Source organism: Burkholderia sp. AU27893 (genome assembly GCF_002223205.1).
Taxonomy (GTDB): domain Bacteria; phylum Pseudomonadota; class Gammaproteobacteria; order Burkholderiales; family Burkholderiaceae; genus Burkholderia.
In genome coordinates, this window is record NZ_NKFD01000001.1 from 2,451,063 (window position 1) to 2,466,205 (window position 15,143).

The window sequence follows — 15,143 nt, forward strand, 5'->3', positions numbered from 1 at the left end:
TCTGGAGGAGTTTCATGGAAGGCTTCATCACCGACTGGCTGAACCTCGCGCTGCGATGGCTGCACGTCATCGTCGCCATTGCGTGGATCGGCGAGTCATTCTATTTCGTCGCGCTCGACAACAGCCTGAAACCGCCGACCGACCCGAACCAGCGCAAGCGCGGTGTGTTCGGCGAGCTGTGGCACGTCCACGGCGGCGGCTTCTACAACATGCAGAAGTACACGGTCGCCCCGCCGGAAATGCCGGACGACCTGCACTGGTCGAAGTGGCCGTCGTACACGACCTGGCTGTCGGGTTTCTCGCTGTTCTTCGTGCTTTACCTGCTCGCGCCGAACACCTACCTGATCGACAAGAGCGTGCTCGACATGGGCCCGGTGGTCGCCGTCGCGTCCGCACTCGGCTTCCTCGCGGCCGGCTGGATCGTCTACGACTCGCTGTGCCGCATCCTCGGCACCAACGACCGCGTGCTCGGCATCTGCGTCGGCATCTACGTGGTCGCCGCCGCGTACCTCGCGTGCCACATCTTCGCGGGTCGTGCCGCGTACCTGATCGTCGGCGCGATGCTCGCGACGATCATGTCGGCGAACGTGTTCTTCGTGATCATCCCCGGCCAGCGCAAGATGGTCGACAAGATGCTCAAGGGCGAAGAGCCGAACCCGATCTACGGCAAGCGCGGCAAGCAGCGCTCGGTGCACAACACGTACTTCACGCTGCCGGTCGTGTTCGCGATGCTGTCGAACCACTATGCGATGACGTACACGAACAAGTTCAACTGGGTCGTGCTCGTGCTGATCATGCTGGCCGGCGCGCTGATTCGCCAGTTCTTCGTGATGCGCCACCGCGGCAAGCAGCTGTGGTACCTGCCGATCGGCGGTGTCGCATTGCTGGCCGGCGCACTGGTCTGGACGACGCCGAAGCCGGTCGCGCCGGAAGCGCAGGCCGCGAACGCGCCGAAGGTCGTGATCAACGACATCATGCCGATCCTGCAGCAGCGCTGCGTCGAGTGCCACTCGGCGAAGCCGACGCTGATGGGCAGCGCGCCCGCGGGCGTGATGTTCGACACGCCGGACGAAGTGTCGAAGAATGCGCAGCGTATCTATGAACAGGCCGTGCGCCTGAAGGCGATGCCGATCGGCAACGTCACGCACATGACCGACGACGAGCGCACGAAGCTCGCCGCGTGGTTCGAGGGTGGCGCGAACAAGTAAGCCGCCGTGCGCCGGGGTCGTATTCCGATGCAATCCTTTCCGTTCGCGGGCCCGTTACGGGCCCGTTTTTTTTGCGTGTTGCAGCGGCGTTGCCAACGCTCAGCGCTCAGCGCTCAGCGCGCATCGCGTCGCGCTGGAGCGCGACGAGCGCATCGAGTGCGCGCGGGCCGTCGTCGAACGGCACGAAGATGTGGTCGTGGCACGCAGCCGCCATCACGTTGCAACTGATTCCGGCCGCGCCCAGCGCGCGTGCGAACGCCGCCGTAAGGCCGACAGCCGCAAGGTCGGAATGCACGGTCAGCGTGATCCAGGCCGAGCGGAACAGCACGGGCCAGCCGTGACGCGCTGCCGTCTCCTCTTCGACCACGACCGTCAGCCCTTCCGCTTCGCGAAACGTTGCGATTACTTCGGATAACGATACGCCTGCGTCGGTCGGCAGCGAGACGAAGGCGAACGCGCCCGGATGCAGTTGGGGCTGCATCGTGCGCAGCAGGATCGCGAGGTCGTTTTCAGGTTGGCTCATCGGAGGAACATGCCCGGAACCGGGCATCGCGCGGTCAAGATTCGGGCACGATAGCACGCGCAGACGCCACCACGACGCGCGCATCGTCGCAACGCATTCATCTGCGAGCCGGTCGCACAGCGCACGGTAGGCGGATCGTCCAGGATGCGCTCCGGATACACGACGTGATACTGGCCGTGCGCCGGTTCGGCGCGACGACGCTGCCCGACGCATCGTCGTTCGTCGCGCTGCTGCATCGCGCATACGAACAGGAGCCGCCGGCCGCGCCGTGACGCGCGCAAAACGCGGCGACCTGAATCCCGCCGAATCGGCCACGCATAAAAAAACCCGCGCATGATGCGCGGGTTTCGTCAGACGCCGGCAGCAACGCCGGCGACTCAGGCCGTCACCGCATCCAGTGCATCCTCGGTGAGCCACAGCGATTCCTGCAGGTCCTGCTCGTTCAGGTTCAGGCCGTCGCCACCGCGATCGACGACGATGAAGTCGCTGACGCCGCCGAGCGCGATCAGCGGGTGATGCCACACGCCCTTCGCATAGTTGACACCCTGCCAGCCGCTCGTCACGAACGCGCGGATCTTCGCCGGATCGAGATCGCCCGCGGGCGCGACGACGACGAGATACGGCTGGTCGTTCAGCGGCACGAACGCCTGACTGCCGAGCGGGTGCCGCTCGAGCATCTTCACTTCGAACGGCAGCGTGCGCGGCTGGCCGCGGAACAGGTTGACGAGCGTGCGGCCGCCTTCATCGGTCACGTCGACTTTCGCGAGATCGTGAAAGCGGATCGTGGTGCCGAGGTTGATCGGGATCTGCTTCGCCCCTTGCGTTTCGATCACGTCGCCGAACGGCGCGAACGCTTCCTTGGTCAGCGGTTCGATGGCAAGCGTCTTCATTTGTCGAGCGTCCCCCACAGACGCAGGCGCGACACGCCACCGTCCGGAATGATGTTCAGTCGCACGTGCGTGACGGGGCCGAGCGACGCGATGTCCTGTTCGAAGTAGTGCTGCTTGTCCATCTGCAGCTTCTGCTCGCCGAGCAGCACGGGCCAGAACATCGATTGCGTGATCAGCGAGCTGTCCGTACCGCCCGACACGTACGCGGCCTGGATCGAGCAGCGATCCGGGTAGTTGCCCTTGAAGAACGCGGTATCGACTTCGATCTTGCGGATCACGCCCGGCTGCGCAAGCGCGATGATCGCCCAGTCGTTGCCCGGTTCGCGGCGGCGGCGGGTTTCCCAGCCGTCGCCCATGTTCACGCCGCGGCCCGGCAGCAGCAGGTTCGACGCGACGCCGAAGTGCTGGTTGTTCGCGGCCACCACGTAACCGCCGTTTTCCATCGCCGCGAGATCGAACTGCTCGGTCGCGCTCGCGCCGGCCCAGTCGAGCTGCGGCTGGCCGTACACGCGCAGGCGTGCAATGCCGCCATCCGGATAGATGTTCACGCGCAGGTGCGTGAAGGCGCGCGCATCGCTCGCTTCGACGTAGTGATGGCTGTTGCCCTGCAGCGTCGTCGACGGCACGATCTCGACCCACTCGGTCGCATGCGTCGGCGCGCCGTCGGCCACGAACGCGGCCTCGATCGATGCAGCCGGCGGGAAGTTGCCGGTGAAGTGGCTCGTGTCGATGTCGAAGCCCTTGATCACGCCCGGGCGCGCGAGCTTGACGATGCACCAGTCGTAGCCCGTCGTGCGCTTGCGGCGCGTTTCCCAGCCGTCCATCCACTTGCCGTGGTCGTCGTACTTGCCGGGGATGAACACGGCAGGCTCGGGGTTCAGCATCCGGTCCTTCGGCGCGAAGAAATCGTCGCTGGCTTCGAGCGCCTGCGCACCGAGACGCGGGTCGGCCAGGTTCACGTAGCGCCGCGTGAAGTCGGGTGCGTTGGGATCGAGAAGCGGAACAGCCATGATGTTTCCTTGTTTCAGTGAGGCGATCAGGCCGCTGCGACGCAGCAGGCCGTATTGCGATGTCAGGCGTCGATCAGGTCGTCGAGGCGAAAGCGCGCGATCCGGTAGATCTGGTCGAGGCTCGCCCGCAGTTCCTCGGTGCGCGAATGATTCACGCGCGACTCGAAGTTCGCGATGATGCCGTGCCGGTCATAGCCGCGCACCGCGAGGATGAACGGGAAGCCGAACTTCTCGCGATACGTGCGGTTCAGCGTCAGCAGCTTGTCGAATTCTTCCTGCGTGCACTGGTCGAGGCCCGCGCCGCTCTGCTCGCGCGTCGACTCGGCGGTCAGCTCGCCACGCACGGCAGCCTTGCCGGCCAACTCCGGGTGAGCGTTGATCAGCGCGAGCTGGCGCACTTCACCGCTCGTTTCCACCGCACCCGACATCGTCTTGTGCAGCGCATCGATGCTCGCGAACGGCCGCTGGCCCGCGGCGACTTCCGCCACCCACGGCGAATGTTCGAAGATCCCCGACAGTGCCGCGACAAATGCGCTCGGCGCCATCGTGTTCAGTTGTTCCAACGTGTAGCGCATCGCCTTCATGCTTTCCCTTCGTTTCGATGATTGGGCTGATACGGATGATGTTCACGCCAGTGACGCGCGATATCGACACGGCGCGTCACCCATACGCGATCGTGCTTCTCGATGTGGTCGAGGAAACGCTGCAGCCCGCGGAACCGGCCCGGCCGGCCGAGCAACCGGCAGTGCATGCCGATCGACAGCATCTTCGGCGCTTCGTCGCCTTCCGCGTACAGCACGTCGAATGCATCGCGCAGGTAGTCGAAGAAGTGATCGCCGGTGTTGAAGCCCTGCGGCGTCGCGAAGCGCATGTCGTTCGTGTCGAGCGTGTACGGCACGATCAGCTGCGGCGTTTTCTTGCCGCCCGACACTTCGACGTCCATCCAGAACGGCAGGTCGTCGCCGTAGTTGTCGGAGTCGTACAGGAAGCCGCCGTATTCCGCGACCAGGCGGTGCGTATTGGGGCTGTCGCGGCCGGTGTACCAGCCGAGCGGGCGCTCGCCCGTCACGCGCTCGATCGCTTCCATCCCGAGGCGCATGTGCTCGGCCTCGAGTTCCGGCGTCATGCTCTGGTAGTGGATCCAGCGCCAGCCGTGGCACGCGATTTCATGGCCCAGTTCGACGAACGCGCGCGCGAGCTCCGGATGGCGTTCGATTGCCATGCCGACGCCGAATACCGTCAGCGGCAACCCGCGCTTTTCGAATTCGCGCAGGATGCGCCACACGCCGGCCCGCGAACCGTATTCGTAGATCGACTCCATGCTCATGTGGCGGTCGGGATACGCGGCGGCGCCGACGATTTCCGACAGGAACTGCTCGGAGCCCGGATCGCCGTGCAGCACGCAGTTCTCGCCGCCCTCCTCGTAATTCAGCACGAATTGCACGGCGACGCGGGCGCGCCCCGGCCAGTTCGCCTGAACGGGATGGCGGCCGTAGCCGATCAGGTCGCGAGGATAGTTGGGATCGAGTGACATGGTTCGAAGTGCGGCGAAAGCTCGCTGAAATAATGGGTTCGCATCGACTGCACGGGGGCCGGAGGCCGGCTGCGCAAGCCGATGCGATGACGGCCCAGTTTAGCGAAAACGCCCATACGCGCCCATACAGCGGCGCAGATAGTGCGTGTCAGACGGTGTGTATGTGCGGTTGCGGCAAATTCGGCACCGGTTCCGCCTGATCCCCGTCCGGCGGGCTGAAGCGGGCGAACGCGCCGTCGTAGCGCTTCGGCAGCGGGCGCGCGTAGTCGCCGCGCTTCGCGGTCGCGAGGCGCAGCGCGACGAGCGCCTCGGCCCACTTGACGGCCGCCGTGACGCCCTCGACCACCGGCGCGCCGATCTGCTGCTCGATCTCGTGCGCGAACTCGGCCATCCCCGCGCAACCGAGCACGATCGCGTCGGCGCCGTCCTCGTCGAGCGCGCGCCGGCATTCGTCGACGATGATCCGGCGCGCGGCCGAGCCCGGCCGGTCGAGCTCGAGCACCGCGACGTCGGTCGCGCGCACGTTGCGGCAGAACCGTTTCATCCCGTAGCGTTCGGCGAGATGCCATGCCATCCCGCAGGTGCGCGCGAGCGTCGTGACGACCGAGAAGCCCGGCGCGAGCACGCTCGCCGCATGCATCGCGGCCTCGGCGATGCCGATCACCGGCCCGCGCGCGAGCTCGCGCGCCGCGTACAGGCCCGGATCGCCGAAGCACGCGATCACGTATGCATCGCAGCCGTCGCGCTCGCCCTGCACGATCTCGGCGAGCAGCCCCGGCGTCGCGAGCGCCTCGTCGTAATACCCTTCGATCGACGGCGGCCCCATCGGCGGGCTCACCGCGACGATCTCCGTGCCGGCGGCCGCGACCTCGCGCGCGCAGCAGCCCATCGCGTCGGTCATCCGCTGGGTCGTATTCGGATTGATCAGTCGGATCTTCATCGCATGCTCCTCAGGCCTTCGCGCTCACGAGCAGCCGGTAGAACACGAAGCCGAGCCCCGCGCCGATAAACCACGAGAAGTTCGCGACGCCCTGCCAGCCCGGCACCATCACGCAGACAATCGCGATCACCGCGGCCGGCAACAGCGCGGCAAGCGCGCGGCGGTTCACGCCGCCTGTGTACCAGTACGTGCCGCTTTCCGACATCGTGTACAGGTCGTCGCGCACGAGCCGGCCGCGCTTGACGAGGTAGAAGTCGGCGATCAGCACGCCGTACAGCGGGCCGATGAACGCGCCGAGCACGTCGAGCGTGTAGTGGATCACGGCCGGGTTGTTGAACAGGTTCCACGGCGTGATGAAGATCGACGCGACGGCCGCGAGCATCCCGCCCGCGCGCCAGCTGATCAGACGCGGCGCGACGTTCGAGAAGTCGAACGCGGGCGACACGAAGTTCGCGACGATGTTGATGCCGATCGTCGCGATCGTGAAGGTCAGCGCGCCGAGGATCACCGCGGTCGGATGGTCGATGCGGCCGACCGTCTCGACGGGATCGGTGATCAGTTCGCCGAACACCGGCAGCGTCGCGGCCGTCGTGATCACCGTGACGAGCGAGAACGCGAGGAAGTTGACCGGCAGCCCCCAGAAATTGCCGCGCTTCACTTCGCCGAACGAGCGGCAGTAGCGCGAGAAATCGCCGAAGTTCAGCATCGGCCCGGAGAAGTACGACACGACCAGCGACACGGCCGTGATCATCACCGGAATCACTTCCGCGCCGTGGTACTTCACGCCGCCGAGGTTGAGGCCGATGTTGCGCCAGCCCGCGCGCCACACCATGTAGCCGGCGAGGATGAACATCACGACGTAGACGGCCGGCCCCGCGAAGTCGATGAATTTCTTGATCGTCTCCATCCCGTTCCAGAACACGAACGCCTGGAGCACCCACAGCAGCATGAAGCCGGCCCAGCCGACCGCCGAGAGCCCGAGGAAGCCGTAGCGATGCACGTCCGCGTACGGCAGCCATTGCGGGAAGAATTTCAGCACGACGATCACGAGCGCGCTCGACGCGAGATAGGTCTGGATCCCGTACCACGCGATCGCGATCAGCCCGCGGATCACGGCCGGCACGTTCGCGCCGAGCACGCCGAACGTCGCGCGGCATGCGACCGGATACGGCACGCCGATCTGCTGGCTCGGCCGCGCGATCAGGTTGCACAGCAGGTTCACGAAGCCGATCCCGACGATCAGCGCGATCAGCACCTGCCAGCTCGTCAGCCCTAGCGCGAACAGGCTCCCCGCGAACACGTAGCCGCCGACGCTGTGCACGTCCGACATCCAGAACGCGAAGATATTGTACGCGCCCCATGTCTGATTTTTCAGGGGTGCCAAATCTTCGTTGTACAGACGTTCGCTGTAACCCTTCGGCAGTGTCGGGTCGCCGCCCTCGCCGCCTTCATCCGCCGGATAGGCGCTGTCGTGCGCCACACTGAACTGAGCCATGACTTCTCCTTGACGCGGCCGCAAGGCCGCTCCACCGTCATCGATATCGCTCCGGATCGACGCCCGGAGTCGGACCAGCGGCCCGCGGCAAATGCCGCGGGCCTGCATTTCGCTCGTTCTTGTGGCGCGTGGCCGGGTTCGCGTCGCCGCTCAGGCGCCGCCGAACACTTCGCGCAAATCGACCTGCCCTTGCGCGGGCCGGTCCAGCATCTTCAGTTCGACATGCTGCAGGTGGTGCGCCATCAGCGTCACCGCCCGCTTCGGATCGCCGGCCTCCAGCGCACCGAGAATCTCGTCGTGGTCGTCGCACGAGCACGGGCTGCGCCCGTGCGACTCGTACAGCGCCGACATCAGCGTCGAGCGTGCGACGAGCCCTTCGAGGCACGCGCTGAGCGTCGCATTGCCCATCAGCGTCGCGAGCGCCGTATGGAATTCGCCCGACAGGCGAATCCAGGCCGCGAAGTCCTGCCGCTGGAACGCCTTGCGTTCCTTCTCGATCAGCGCGGCGACACCCTTCAGCCGCTTGGCGCCGGGCCCGGTCGCGAGCCGCTCGACCACGGCGAGCTCGATGATCCGGCGCATCTCGAACACCTCGTGCACGTCCTGCAGCGTCGGGCTCGCGACGAACGCGCCGCGGTTCGGCTCCAGATCGACCAGCTTGTCGGTCGCGAGCTGCGCGAGCGCCTGGCGGATCGCCCCGCGCTTCACGTTGAACACCTCGCAGAGCTGCGCTTCCGTCAGCTTCGCGCCCGGCGCGAGCCGATGCTCGAGGATCGCCGTGCGGATCCGCTCGGCGATCGCTTCGGGACTGGCTGCACCGGACAGGTGGGATTCGGGCTCGTTCATGATCGGCATCGTGTGATGATCCTCATCCTAGGGCGGACATAAAGATTGTCAACAATTCTTTTCCGGCATTGCGCACAATCGGCGTGCATCGCCGCGACCCGGTTCGGTGCACGATGCGTCGAATCCATGCACAGCAAGGCCAAGACGTATGACAGACATGCTTCTCGTCGTATACCCGCCCGGTCATTTTGTTGACAAAACTGGTGCAAGATCCGGCGACGAGCGTGCTGATGTCGACGAAAATATTTGACCGTTAGTTGCGCGCTTACATAAAGAAAAAGGCGGGAACCCCCGCCTTTCGACCGGCTGCGCCCGCCTCAACCGAGGTGCGGATAGTCCGACACGGTGAGCCGGAAACCGTGCGCATTCGCGACCAGTTGCGCCTGCGCGCCGAACGGCAGCGTCAGCAGGTCGGGCACGTGGCCGAACTGAAGCCCCGTCACGACCGGAATCCCGATCACCGCGCGCACCTGGTCGATCATCGCCTGCATGTCGTAGCCGTTGTCGTACTCGAATGGTCGTGCACCGGTGAACTGGCCGAGCACGAGCGCCTGCTGGCGCGCGAGCAGCCCCGACAGGTGCAATTGATAGATCATCCGTTCGATCCGGAACGGCTGCTCGTTGACGTCCTCGATGAACAGGATGCCGCCTTCGATGTCGGGCATGTACGGCGTGCCGACGAGCGACGTGAGGATCGCGAGGTTGCCGCCCCACAGCGTGCCCGTCACGTTCACGGTCTGCACCTGCGGTGCTTCGGCGATGATCGTCGTGCTCGGCTGCGTCAGCGTCTGCCAGAAGTGCTGCATCGTGAAGTCGCTCGGCGTTTCCGCGCCGAAGTCGGCGGACAGCATCGGGCCGCCGAACGTCTTGATGCGCGCCTTCGCGTACAGCGCGAGCTGGAGCGCCGTGAAATCGCTGTGGCCAACGAGCGCGACCGGCTGGTCGCGCAGCCGGCGTTCGAGCCCGCGATAATCGAGCCCGTGCAGGATGCGCGCCGCGCCATAGCCGCCGCGCACCGCGAGCGCGATGTCCGGCAGCGGCCGCTCGGGATCGGCAAGACGGTTCAGGTCGCCTGCCCGCTCGCCGTCGGTGCCGCCGAACCGCTGGAAGCGCCGCTGCGTCGCTTCGATGTTCTCGATGCGATGCTGCGCGGCGCTGAGGCGTTCGAGCGCGCGATTGATCGCGTCCGGATCGTGCGGATAGCCGGACGGCGCAAGCAGGCGGATGGTGTAGGACGCGGCAGGCTGGAAGGACATGGCGAAGAAAGGTGTCGGGTCGTCAAACCCCTTAGAGGGACCGAACCGTCTCCGGTTCACGGAACCGTGCACGCCCGGCTCGCGTCGAGCGATGGGCGCGCCGAGCGCGCCTATGACGCGCCGGAGTCGGCGTCGCGGGCGAGCCGTGCTTCGCGCAGTGCGCGACGGCGCTCGGCGAAGAACGACTTCAGCGCGGCGCCGCACTCGTCGGCGAGCACGCCGCCGGTCACTTCGGTATGGTGGTTCAGTTGCGGATTCGCGAATGCGTCGATCACGCTGCCGCACGCGCCCGTCTTCGGATCGGCGGCACCGTAGACGACCCGCGCGATGCGCGCATGCATGATCGCGCCCGCGCACATCAGGCACGGCTCTAGCGTCACGTACAGCTCGCAGCCGGGCATCCGGTAATTCTGCAGATGCTGTGCGGCCATGCGCAGCGCGGCCATTTCCGCATGGGCCGACGGGTCGTGCCCGCTGATCGGATGGTTGAAGCCGCGTGCGATCACTTCGTCGCCACGCACGAGCACCGCGCCGACCGGCACTTCGCCGGCCGCGCGCGCCTCTTCGGCGGCAGCCTGGGCGAGACGCATGAAATGCAGGTCGCGCGCCGATACGGGCGCGGCTTCTGGAACGGGAGATTCGGCGGCAGGTTCGGCCGCCGGGGCGACTGTCGACCGGGCTGCGTCGTGCAGCGCGTCGGACGTCACATCGGCCCCGCTTCGGCGGACGCTTCGTCAAGCCCGCGCTCGCACAGGCGCTCCGCGATGCGCCGGCAGTAGTCGCGCGGCATCACCATCGGGCCGCCGCGCAGCGATTCGAGCGCCATGTCGAGTGCGAGGATCTTCGCCTGCAACCGGCACCGCGCGGCGCGATCGCTGACCGCCTGCACTTCGTCATGCAGGTTGCGCAGCGCGCGCAATTGCTCGACGGCCGGCGGCACGAAGCCCGCATTCTTCAGGATACGGTTGGCCACCCGCACCTCCTCGGGCACGAGCAGGTCGTCATCCAGCGCCTGTGGCGCGCCGGTACCCGGCAAATCGTCGAACTCGCCCCGCGCGGCGGCGGCGGCAATACGTTGTTCGACCAGGGCGTCAAGCAATCTCATCAGTCAATCGGAACAATGCGGCAGGCCGAATTCTAGCAGGGTGACGCGGGTATGACAGGCCCTTCGAATATATGCTCGATATTGTGCTTTTTAGGGGCCGAATCGCGGGGCATGCGCGCCGATCGGTCTCATTTGCCGCTCTGCTGCGCTGCAGCGGGCTGTGGGCCATCTGGACACCGGTCATCGCGCCGCGTGTCGGGCTCCGTTTTGGTGTGGGACGACGCCAACGGAACCGCGCCGCCCCGGAAAAACGACGCGGCCCTGTTTCCCGTTTTCCCGGTTCAGGCAGCCGCCGCTTCCCGCCGCGCGTTCGCGAACGGACGGAACATCGTCGCGATCAGGAACGCGCCGAGACCGATCGCAAACGAGCCGAGATACAGCCAGCCATAGCTGCCGAACGTATCGACGATCAGGCCGCCCGCGACCGGCCCCGCGGCCATCCCGAGGCTGCCGGCCATCGCGCAGCCGCCGATCACCGTGCCCATCATCTGCAGCGGGAAGTTCTCGCGCGCCAGCACCGCATACAGCGGCATCACGCCCGCGTAGATGAAGCCGAACACGATCGCGACCGCGTAGAACCCGTCGAGCGTGCGCACGAAGTAGTACCCGAGCGCCCCCAGCGCCTGCGCAAGCAGCCCGGCCACCAGCATGCGCTTCGCGCCGAGGCGGTCGCCCAGGATCCCGAACGCGATCCGGCCGCCCATGCCGGCGAGCCCTTCGACGCTGTAGATCGACACCGCGGCGATCAGCGGGATCCCGCACGTCACCGCGTAGCTGACCGTATGGAAGATCGGGCCCGAATGCGTCGCGCAGCAAAAGAAGTTGGTCAGCAGCAGCACGACGAACTGCGGCGAACGCAGCGCGGCCGCGACCGACATCGCCGCCGGCTCGCCGGCGGGCGCCGGCACCGCTGAAGCCGCCCGCACGCCGTCGAGCGCGGGCGCCCGGCGCACCAGCAACGACACCGGAATCATCACGACGGCCGCCAGCACCGCAATCAGCAGCATCGACGTGCGCCAGTCGCGCACCGACACGAGCCACGCGGCCAGCGGGGCCATCGTCATCGGCGCCATCCCCATGCCGGCCGACACGAGCGACACCGCGAGGCTGCGGTGCGTGTCGAACCAGCCGGTCACGCACGCCATCATCGGCGCGAATATCGCAGCCGTCGCGCCGCCGACGGCGAGGCCGAACGTGAGCTGGAACGCGAGCAGCGACGGCGCGCGGCTCGCCAGCGCCAGGCTTGCCGACAGCAGGACGGCGCCCGTGATGACGACCGGGCGCGTGCCGATGCGGTCCGACAGGCTGCCCCACGCGATGCTCGCGAAGGCCATCGCGATGAAGCCGAGCGTCATCGCGCCGGAAATGCCGGTCACCGACCAGCCCGTGTCGCGCGCGATCGCGCGCAGGAATACCGGCAGCGAAAACATCGCGCCGATCGCGATGCAGCCCATCAGGCCGCCCGCGGCGACGATGACCCAGCGGTATCGGGAATCCGGCATGGGGTGCCTCCTTGTCGTGATGGCGATCCTCGGGAACCGGGCGCCACCTGCTTCGCGCGAGGCCCGGTCGACATGGATACGACGGGCGACACATCGGGAAATCGACATGCGCGGCACACACGCCGGCGAATTTTTTGATTGTCCGCCGATCCGTTGCGCCCGTAACGGGCGAAGCGAGCCGACACCACATGGCGGATGGTCCGTTCGGTCTGCCCCCTGCCGCCGCGCTTTTCCGGAATCGGAAAGTCGAAATCAGAAATAGTTGGTTGGGCCGCACGATCCGGCTGACTACACTCGAGCGATCTTGTCATAACAAGTTGACCGATGACCTCCCCCAACGTCGTGCCGCTGTCGGCGGCTCCCCTCTACGTGCAGATCAAGGACACGCTGCGCGCGCGCATTCTCGACGGCACCTATGCGCCGCACAGCCGGATGCCGTCCGAGCACGAACTCTGCGCGATGTTCGACGTCAGCCGCATCACGGTGCGCCAGGCGCTCGGCGATCTCCAGAAGGAAGGACTGCTGTTCAAGCTGCACGGCAAGGGCACCTTCGTGTCGAAGCCGAAGGCGTTCCAGAACGTGACGTCGCTGCAGGGCTTCGCCGAGGCGATGTCGTCGATGGGCTACGAGATCGTCAACCAGGTGCGCAGCTTCCGCACCGTCAAGGCCGACCGCCATCTCGCGACGAAGCTGAACGTGCCCGAGGGCGCGCCGCTCGTCGAGATTCATCGCGTGCGGCTGCTCAATCGCGAGCCCGTGTCGCTCGAACAGACGTGGGTACCGGAAGCCCTCGGCAAGCGCCTCGCGGGCGCCGACCTCGCGACGCGCGACATTTTCCTGGTCCTGGAAAACGACTGCGGCATCCCGCTTGGCCATGCCGACGTGTCGATCGACGCGATCCTCGCCGACGACGAGATCGTCGACGCGCTGCACGTCGAGGAAAGCAGCCCCGTGCTGCGCATCGAGCGCCTCACGCATGACGCGTCGGGCGCACCGATCGACTTCGAATACCTCTACTTCCGCGGCGACGCCTTCCAGTACCGGCTGCGCATCGACCGGCAGAAACCGCGCAAACCTGCAAGGAAACAGCAATGACTACCCATGTGCTCGAATACGACATCGTCGTGGTGGGCGGCGGCACGGCCGGCCCGATGGCGGCGATCAAGGCGAAGGAGCGCGACCCGTCCCTGCGCGTGCTGTTGCTCGAAAAGGCCAACGTGAAGCGCAGCGGCGCGATCTCGATGGGAATGGACGGCCTGAACAACGCCGTGATCCCCGGGCATGCGACGCCCGAGCAGTACACGCGCGAGATCACGATCGCCAACGACGGCATCGTCGACCAGGAGGCCGTGTACGCGTATGCGACGCACAGCTTCGAAACGATCGAGCAGCTCGACCGCTGGGGCGTGAAGTTCGAGAAGGACGGCACCGGCGACTACGCGGTGAAGAAGGTCCATCACATGGGCTCGTACGTGCTGCCGATGCCGGAGGGACACGACATCAAGAAGGTGCTGTACCGGCAGCTGAAGCGCGCGCGCATCGCGATCACGAACCGGATCGTCGCGACGCGCGTGCTGACCGACGCGCAGGGCCGCGCAAGCGGCGTGCTCGGCTTCGACTGCCGCACCGCCGAATTCCACGTGATCCGCGCGAAGGCCGTGATTCTCTGCTGCGGCGCGGCCGGTCGCCTCGGCCTGCCGGCCTCGGGCTACCTGATGGGCACCTACGAGAACCCGACCAACGCGGGCGACGGCTACGCGATGGCGTATCACGCCGGTGCCGCGCTCGCGAATCTCGAATGCTTCCAGATCAATCCGCTGATCAAGGACTACAACGGCCCCGCGTGCGCGTACGTCACCGGCCCGCTCGGCGGCTTCACCGCGAACGGCAAGGGCGAACGCTTCATCGAATGCGATTACTGGAGCGGCCAGATGATGTGGGAGTTCTACCAGGAACTGCAAAGCGGCAACGGCCCCGTGTTCCTGAAGCTCGACCATCTCGCGGAAGAAACGATCCAGACCATCGAGCAGATCCTGCACACGAACGAACGGCCGAGCCGCGGCCGCTTTCATGCCGGGCGCGGCACCGACTACCGCAGCCAGATGGTCGAGATGCACATCTCCGAGATCGGTTTCTGCAGCGGGCACAGTGCATCCGGCGTGTACGTGAACGCCCGCGCGGAGACGACCGTGCCCGGGCTCTACGCGGCCGGCGACATGGCGGCCGTCCCGCACAACTACATGCTCGGTGCATTCACGTATGGCTGGTTTGCCGGGCAGAACGCGGCCGACTACGTGGCCGGCCGCGCGCATGCGCCGGTGGACGACGAACAGGTCGCCGCCGAACGCACCCGTGTGCTTGCCCCGCTGCTGCGCGAGCGCGGCCTGGCGCCGGCGCAGGTCGAATACAAGCTGCGCCGCATGGTGAACGACTATCTGCAACCGCCGAAGGTGACGCGCAAGATGGAAATCGGGCTGCAACGCATTGACGCCATTACTGAGGATATCGAAGAGATAAAAGCGAACCATCCGCACGAACTGATGCGCGCCGCCGAAGTCCGTGCGATCCGCGACTGCGCGGAAATGGCCGCGCGCGCGTCGCTGTTCCGTACCGAGAGCCGCTGGGGGCTGTACCACCACCGCGTCGACTTTCCGCATCGCAACGACGCCGAATGGTTCTGCCACCCCTGGCTGCGCAAGGACGCCGCGGGCGCGATGCGCAGCGAGAAGCGGCCGGTCGAACCGTACGTCGTGCCGCTTGCCGACGACGAACGCGGCGCCTACACGAATCTGCGCATCCGCGAACCGGCCGCGCTCGCGGCCGCCCTCTGAGGA

The 15,143-nt window shown here is 66.5% G+C and carries 15 protein-coding genes; 3 read left to right on the forward strand and 12 right to left on the reverse strand.

The annotated features are described in order from the left end of the window. Window positions 1-14 precede the first annotated feature (14 nt). A complete protein-coding gene (locus CFB47_RS11565) occupies window positions 15-1,208 on the forward strand; it encodes a urate hydroxylase PuuD (RefSeq protein ID WP_039342830.1) in 1,194 nt (397 codons plus the stop codon). Between the two features lie 106 nt (window positions 1,209-1,314). Here CFB47_RS11565 and CFB47_RS11570 read toward each other — a convergent pair whose 3' ends face one another. The 12 genes from CFB47_RS11570 to CFB47_RS11625 form a co-directional block, all read right to left on the reverse strand. Then, the gene (locus CFB47_RS11570; protein WP_089456397.1) at window positions 1,315-1,731 is read right to left on the reverse strand and encodes an ACT domain-containing protein; all 417 of its coding nucleotides are present in this window, start codon (window positions 1,729-1,731) and stop codon (window positions 1,315-1,317) included. 377 nt (window positions 1,732-2,108) lie between these two features. After that, a complete protein-coding gene (locus CFB47_RS11575) occupies window positions 2,109-2,621 on the reverse strand; it encodes an ureidoglycolate lyase (RefSeq protein WP_089440324.1) in 513 nt (170 codons plus the stop codon). Next, window positions 2,618-3,631, reverse strand: coding sequence for an allantoicase (alc, locus tag CFB47_RS11580; protein WP_011352409.1), 1,014 nt, complete (start codon window positions 3,629-3,631; stop codon window positions 2,618-2,620). The genes CFB47_RS11575 and alc overlap by 4 nt, the downstream gene beginning before the upstream one ends. A 62-nt stretch (window positions 3,632-3,693) precedes the next feature. Beyond that, the gene (gene uraD, locus CFB47_RS11585) at window positions 3,694-4,215 is read right to left on the reverse strand and encodes a 2-oxo-4-hydroxy-4-carboxy-5-ureidoimidazoline decarboxylase (RefSeq protein WP_089461208.1); all 522 of its coding nucleotides are present in this window, start codon (window positions 4,213-4,215) and stop codon (window positions 3,694-3,696) included. Then, a complete protein-coding gene (gene puuE / locus CFB47_RS11590; RefSeq protein WP_089456400.1) occupies window positions 4,212-5,165 on the reverse strand; it encodes an allantoinase PuuE in 954 nt (317 codons plus the stop codon). Before puuE ends, uraD begins: the two co-directional genes overlap by 4 nt. A gap of 148 nt (window positions 5,166-5,313) precedes the next feature. After that, on the reverse strand, window positions 5,314-6,105 hold the full coding sequence (locus CFB47_RS11595; protein WP_089461209.1) for an aspartate/glutamate racemase family protein: 792 nt from the start codon (window positions 6,103-6,105) through the stop codon (window positions 5,314-5,316). 10 nt (window positions 6,106-6,115) lie between these two features. Then, the gene (locus CFB47_RS11600) at window positions 6,116-7,600 is read right to left on the reverse strand and encodes an NCS1 family nucleobase:cation symporter-1 (RefSeq protein ID WP_089440329.1); all 1,485 of its coding nucleotides are present in this window, start codon (window positions 7,598-7,600) and stop codon (window positions 6,116-6,118) included. A 150-nt stretch (window positions 7,601-7,750) separates the two neighbouring features. After that, a complete protein-coding gene (locus CFB47_RS11605; protein WP_089456402.1) occupies window positions 7,751-8,455 on the reverse strand; it encodes a GntR family transcriptional regulator in 705 nt (234 codons plus the stop codon). Between the two features lie 308 nt (window positions 8,456-8,763). Continuing rightward, window positions 8,764-9,702, reverse strand: a complete 939-nt coding sequence (gene ldcA, locus CFB47_RS11610; RefSeq protein ID WP_089461210.1) for a muramoyltetrapeptide carboxypeptidase — start codon at window positions 9,700-9,702, stop codon at window positions 8,764-8,766. A 110-nt stretch (window positions 9,703-9,812) separates the two neighbouring features. After that, window positions 9,813-10,409 carry a tRNA adenosine(34) deaminase TadA gene (gene tadA, locus CFB47_RS11615; protein ID WP_089461211.1) on the reverse strand — a complete coding sequence of 199 codons (597 nt, stop codon included), beginning with the start codon at window positions 10,407-10,409 and terminating at the stop codon, window positions 9,813-9,815. After that, on the reverse strand, window positions 10,406-10,807 hold the full coding sequence (locus CFB47_RS11620; RefSeq protein ID WP_006478536.1) for a DnaJ family domain-containing protein: 402 nt from the start codon (window positions 10,805-10,807) through the stop codon (window positions 10,406-10,408). The genes tadA and CFB47_RS11620 overlap by 4 nt, the downstream gene beginning before the upstream one ends. 281 nt (window positions 10,808-11,088) lie before the next feature. Beyond that, a complete protein-coding gene (locus tag CFB47_RS11625; RefSeq protein ID WP_089461212.1) occupies window positions 11,089-12,309 on the reverse strand; it encodes an MFS transporter in 1,221 nt (406 codons plus the stop codon). 324 nt (window positions 12,310-12,633) lie between these two features. Between CFB47_RS11625 and CFB47_RS11630 the strand changes: the two genes are divergently transcribed. Both CFB47_RS11630 and CFB47_RS11635 read left to right on the forward strand, forming a co-directional pair. Beyond that, complete coding sequence (locus CFB47_RS11630) at window positions 12,634-13,404, forward strand: GntR family transcriptional regulator (RefSeq protein ID WP_089461213.1); 771 nt, start codon at window positions 12,634-12,636, stop codon at window positions 13,402-13,404. Then, window positions 13,401-15,140 (forward strand): fumarate reductase/succinate dehydrogenase flavoprotein subunit, encoded by a 1,740-nt coding sequence (locus tag CFB47_RS11635; RefSeq protein ID WP_089461214.1) that lies wholly within the window; start codon window positions 13,401-13,403, stop codon window positions 15,138-15,140. Before CFB47_RS11630 ends, CFB47_RS11635 begins: the two co-directional genes overlap by 4 nt. Window positions 15,141-15,143: the final 3 nt, after the last annotated feature.

Coding starts and splice junctions, on each gene's coding strand:
- CFB47_RS11620 (WP_006478536.1), bottom strand. CDS start 10,807: ATGAGATTGCTTGACGCCCTGGTCGAACAACGTATTGCCGCCGCCGCC.
- CFB47_RS11570 (WP_089456397.1), bottom strand. CDS start 1,731: ATGAGCCAACCTGAAAACGACCTCGCGATCCTGCTGCGCACGATGCAG.
- CFB47_RS11565 (WP_039342830.1), top strand. CDS start 15: ATGGAAGGCTTCATCACCGACTGGCTGAACCTCGCGCTGCGATGGCTG.
- CFB47_RS11600 (WP_089440329.1), bottom strand. CDS start 7,600: ATGGCTCAGTTCAGTGTGGCGCACGACAGCGCCTATCCGGCGGATGAA.
- CFB47_RS11625 (WP_089461212.1), bottom strand. CDS start 12,309: ATGCCGGATTCCCGATACCGCTGGGTCATCGTCGCCGCGGGCGGCCTG.
- CFB47_RS11630 (WP_089461213.1), top strand. CDS start 12,634: ATGACCTCCCCCAACGTCGTGCCGCTGTCGGCGGCTCCCCTCTACGTG.
- CFB47_RS11595 (WP_089461209.1), bottom strand. CDS start 6,105: ATGAAGATCCGACTGATCAATCCGAATACGACCCAGCGGATGACCGAC.
- CFB47_RS11635 (WP_089461214.1), top strand. CDS start 13,401: ATGACTACCCATGTGCTCGAATACGACATCGTCGTGGTGGGCGGCGGC.
- uraD (WP_089461208.1), bottom strand. CDS start 4,215: ATGAAGGCGATGCGCTACACGTTGGAACAACTGAACACGATGGCGCCG.
- ldcA (WP_089461210.1), bottom strand. CDS start 9,702: ATGTCCTTCCAGCCTGCCGCGTCCTACACCATCCGCCTGCTTGCGCCG.
- CFB47_RS11605 (WP_089456402.1), bottom strand. CDS start 8,455: ATGCCGATCATGAACGAGCCCGAATCCCACCTGTCCGGTGCAGCCAGT.
- alc (WP_011352409.1), bottom strand. CDS start 3,631: ATGGCTGTTCCGCTTCTCGATCCCAACGCACCCGACTTCACGCGGCGC.
- puuE (WP_089456400.1), bottom strand. CDS start 5,165: ATGTCACTCGATCCCAACTATCCTCGCGACCTGATCGGCTACGGCCGC.
- CFB47_RS11575 (WP_089440324.1), bottom strand. CDS start 2,621: ATGAAGACGCTTGCCATCGAACCGCTGACCAAGGAAGCGTTCGCGCCG.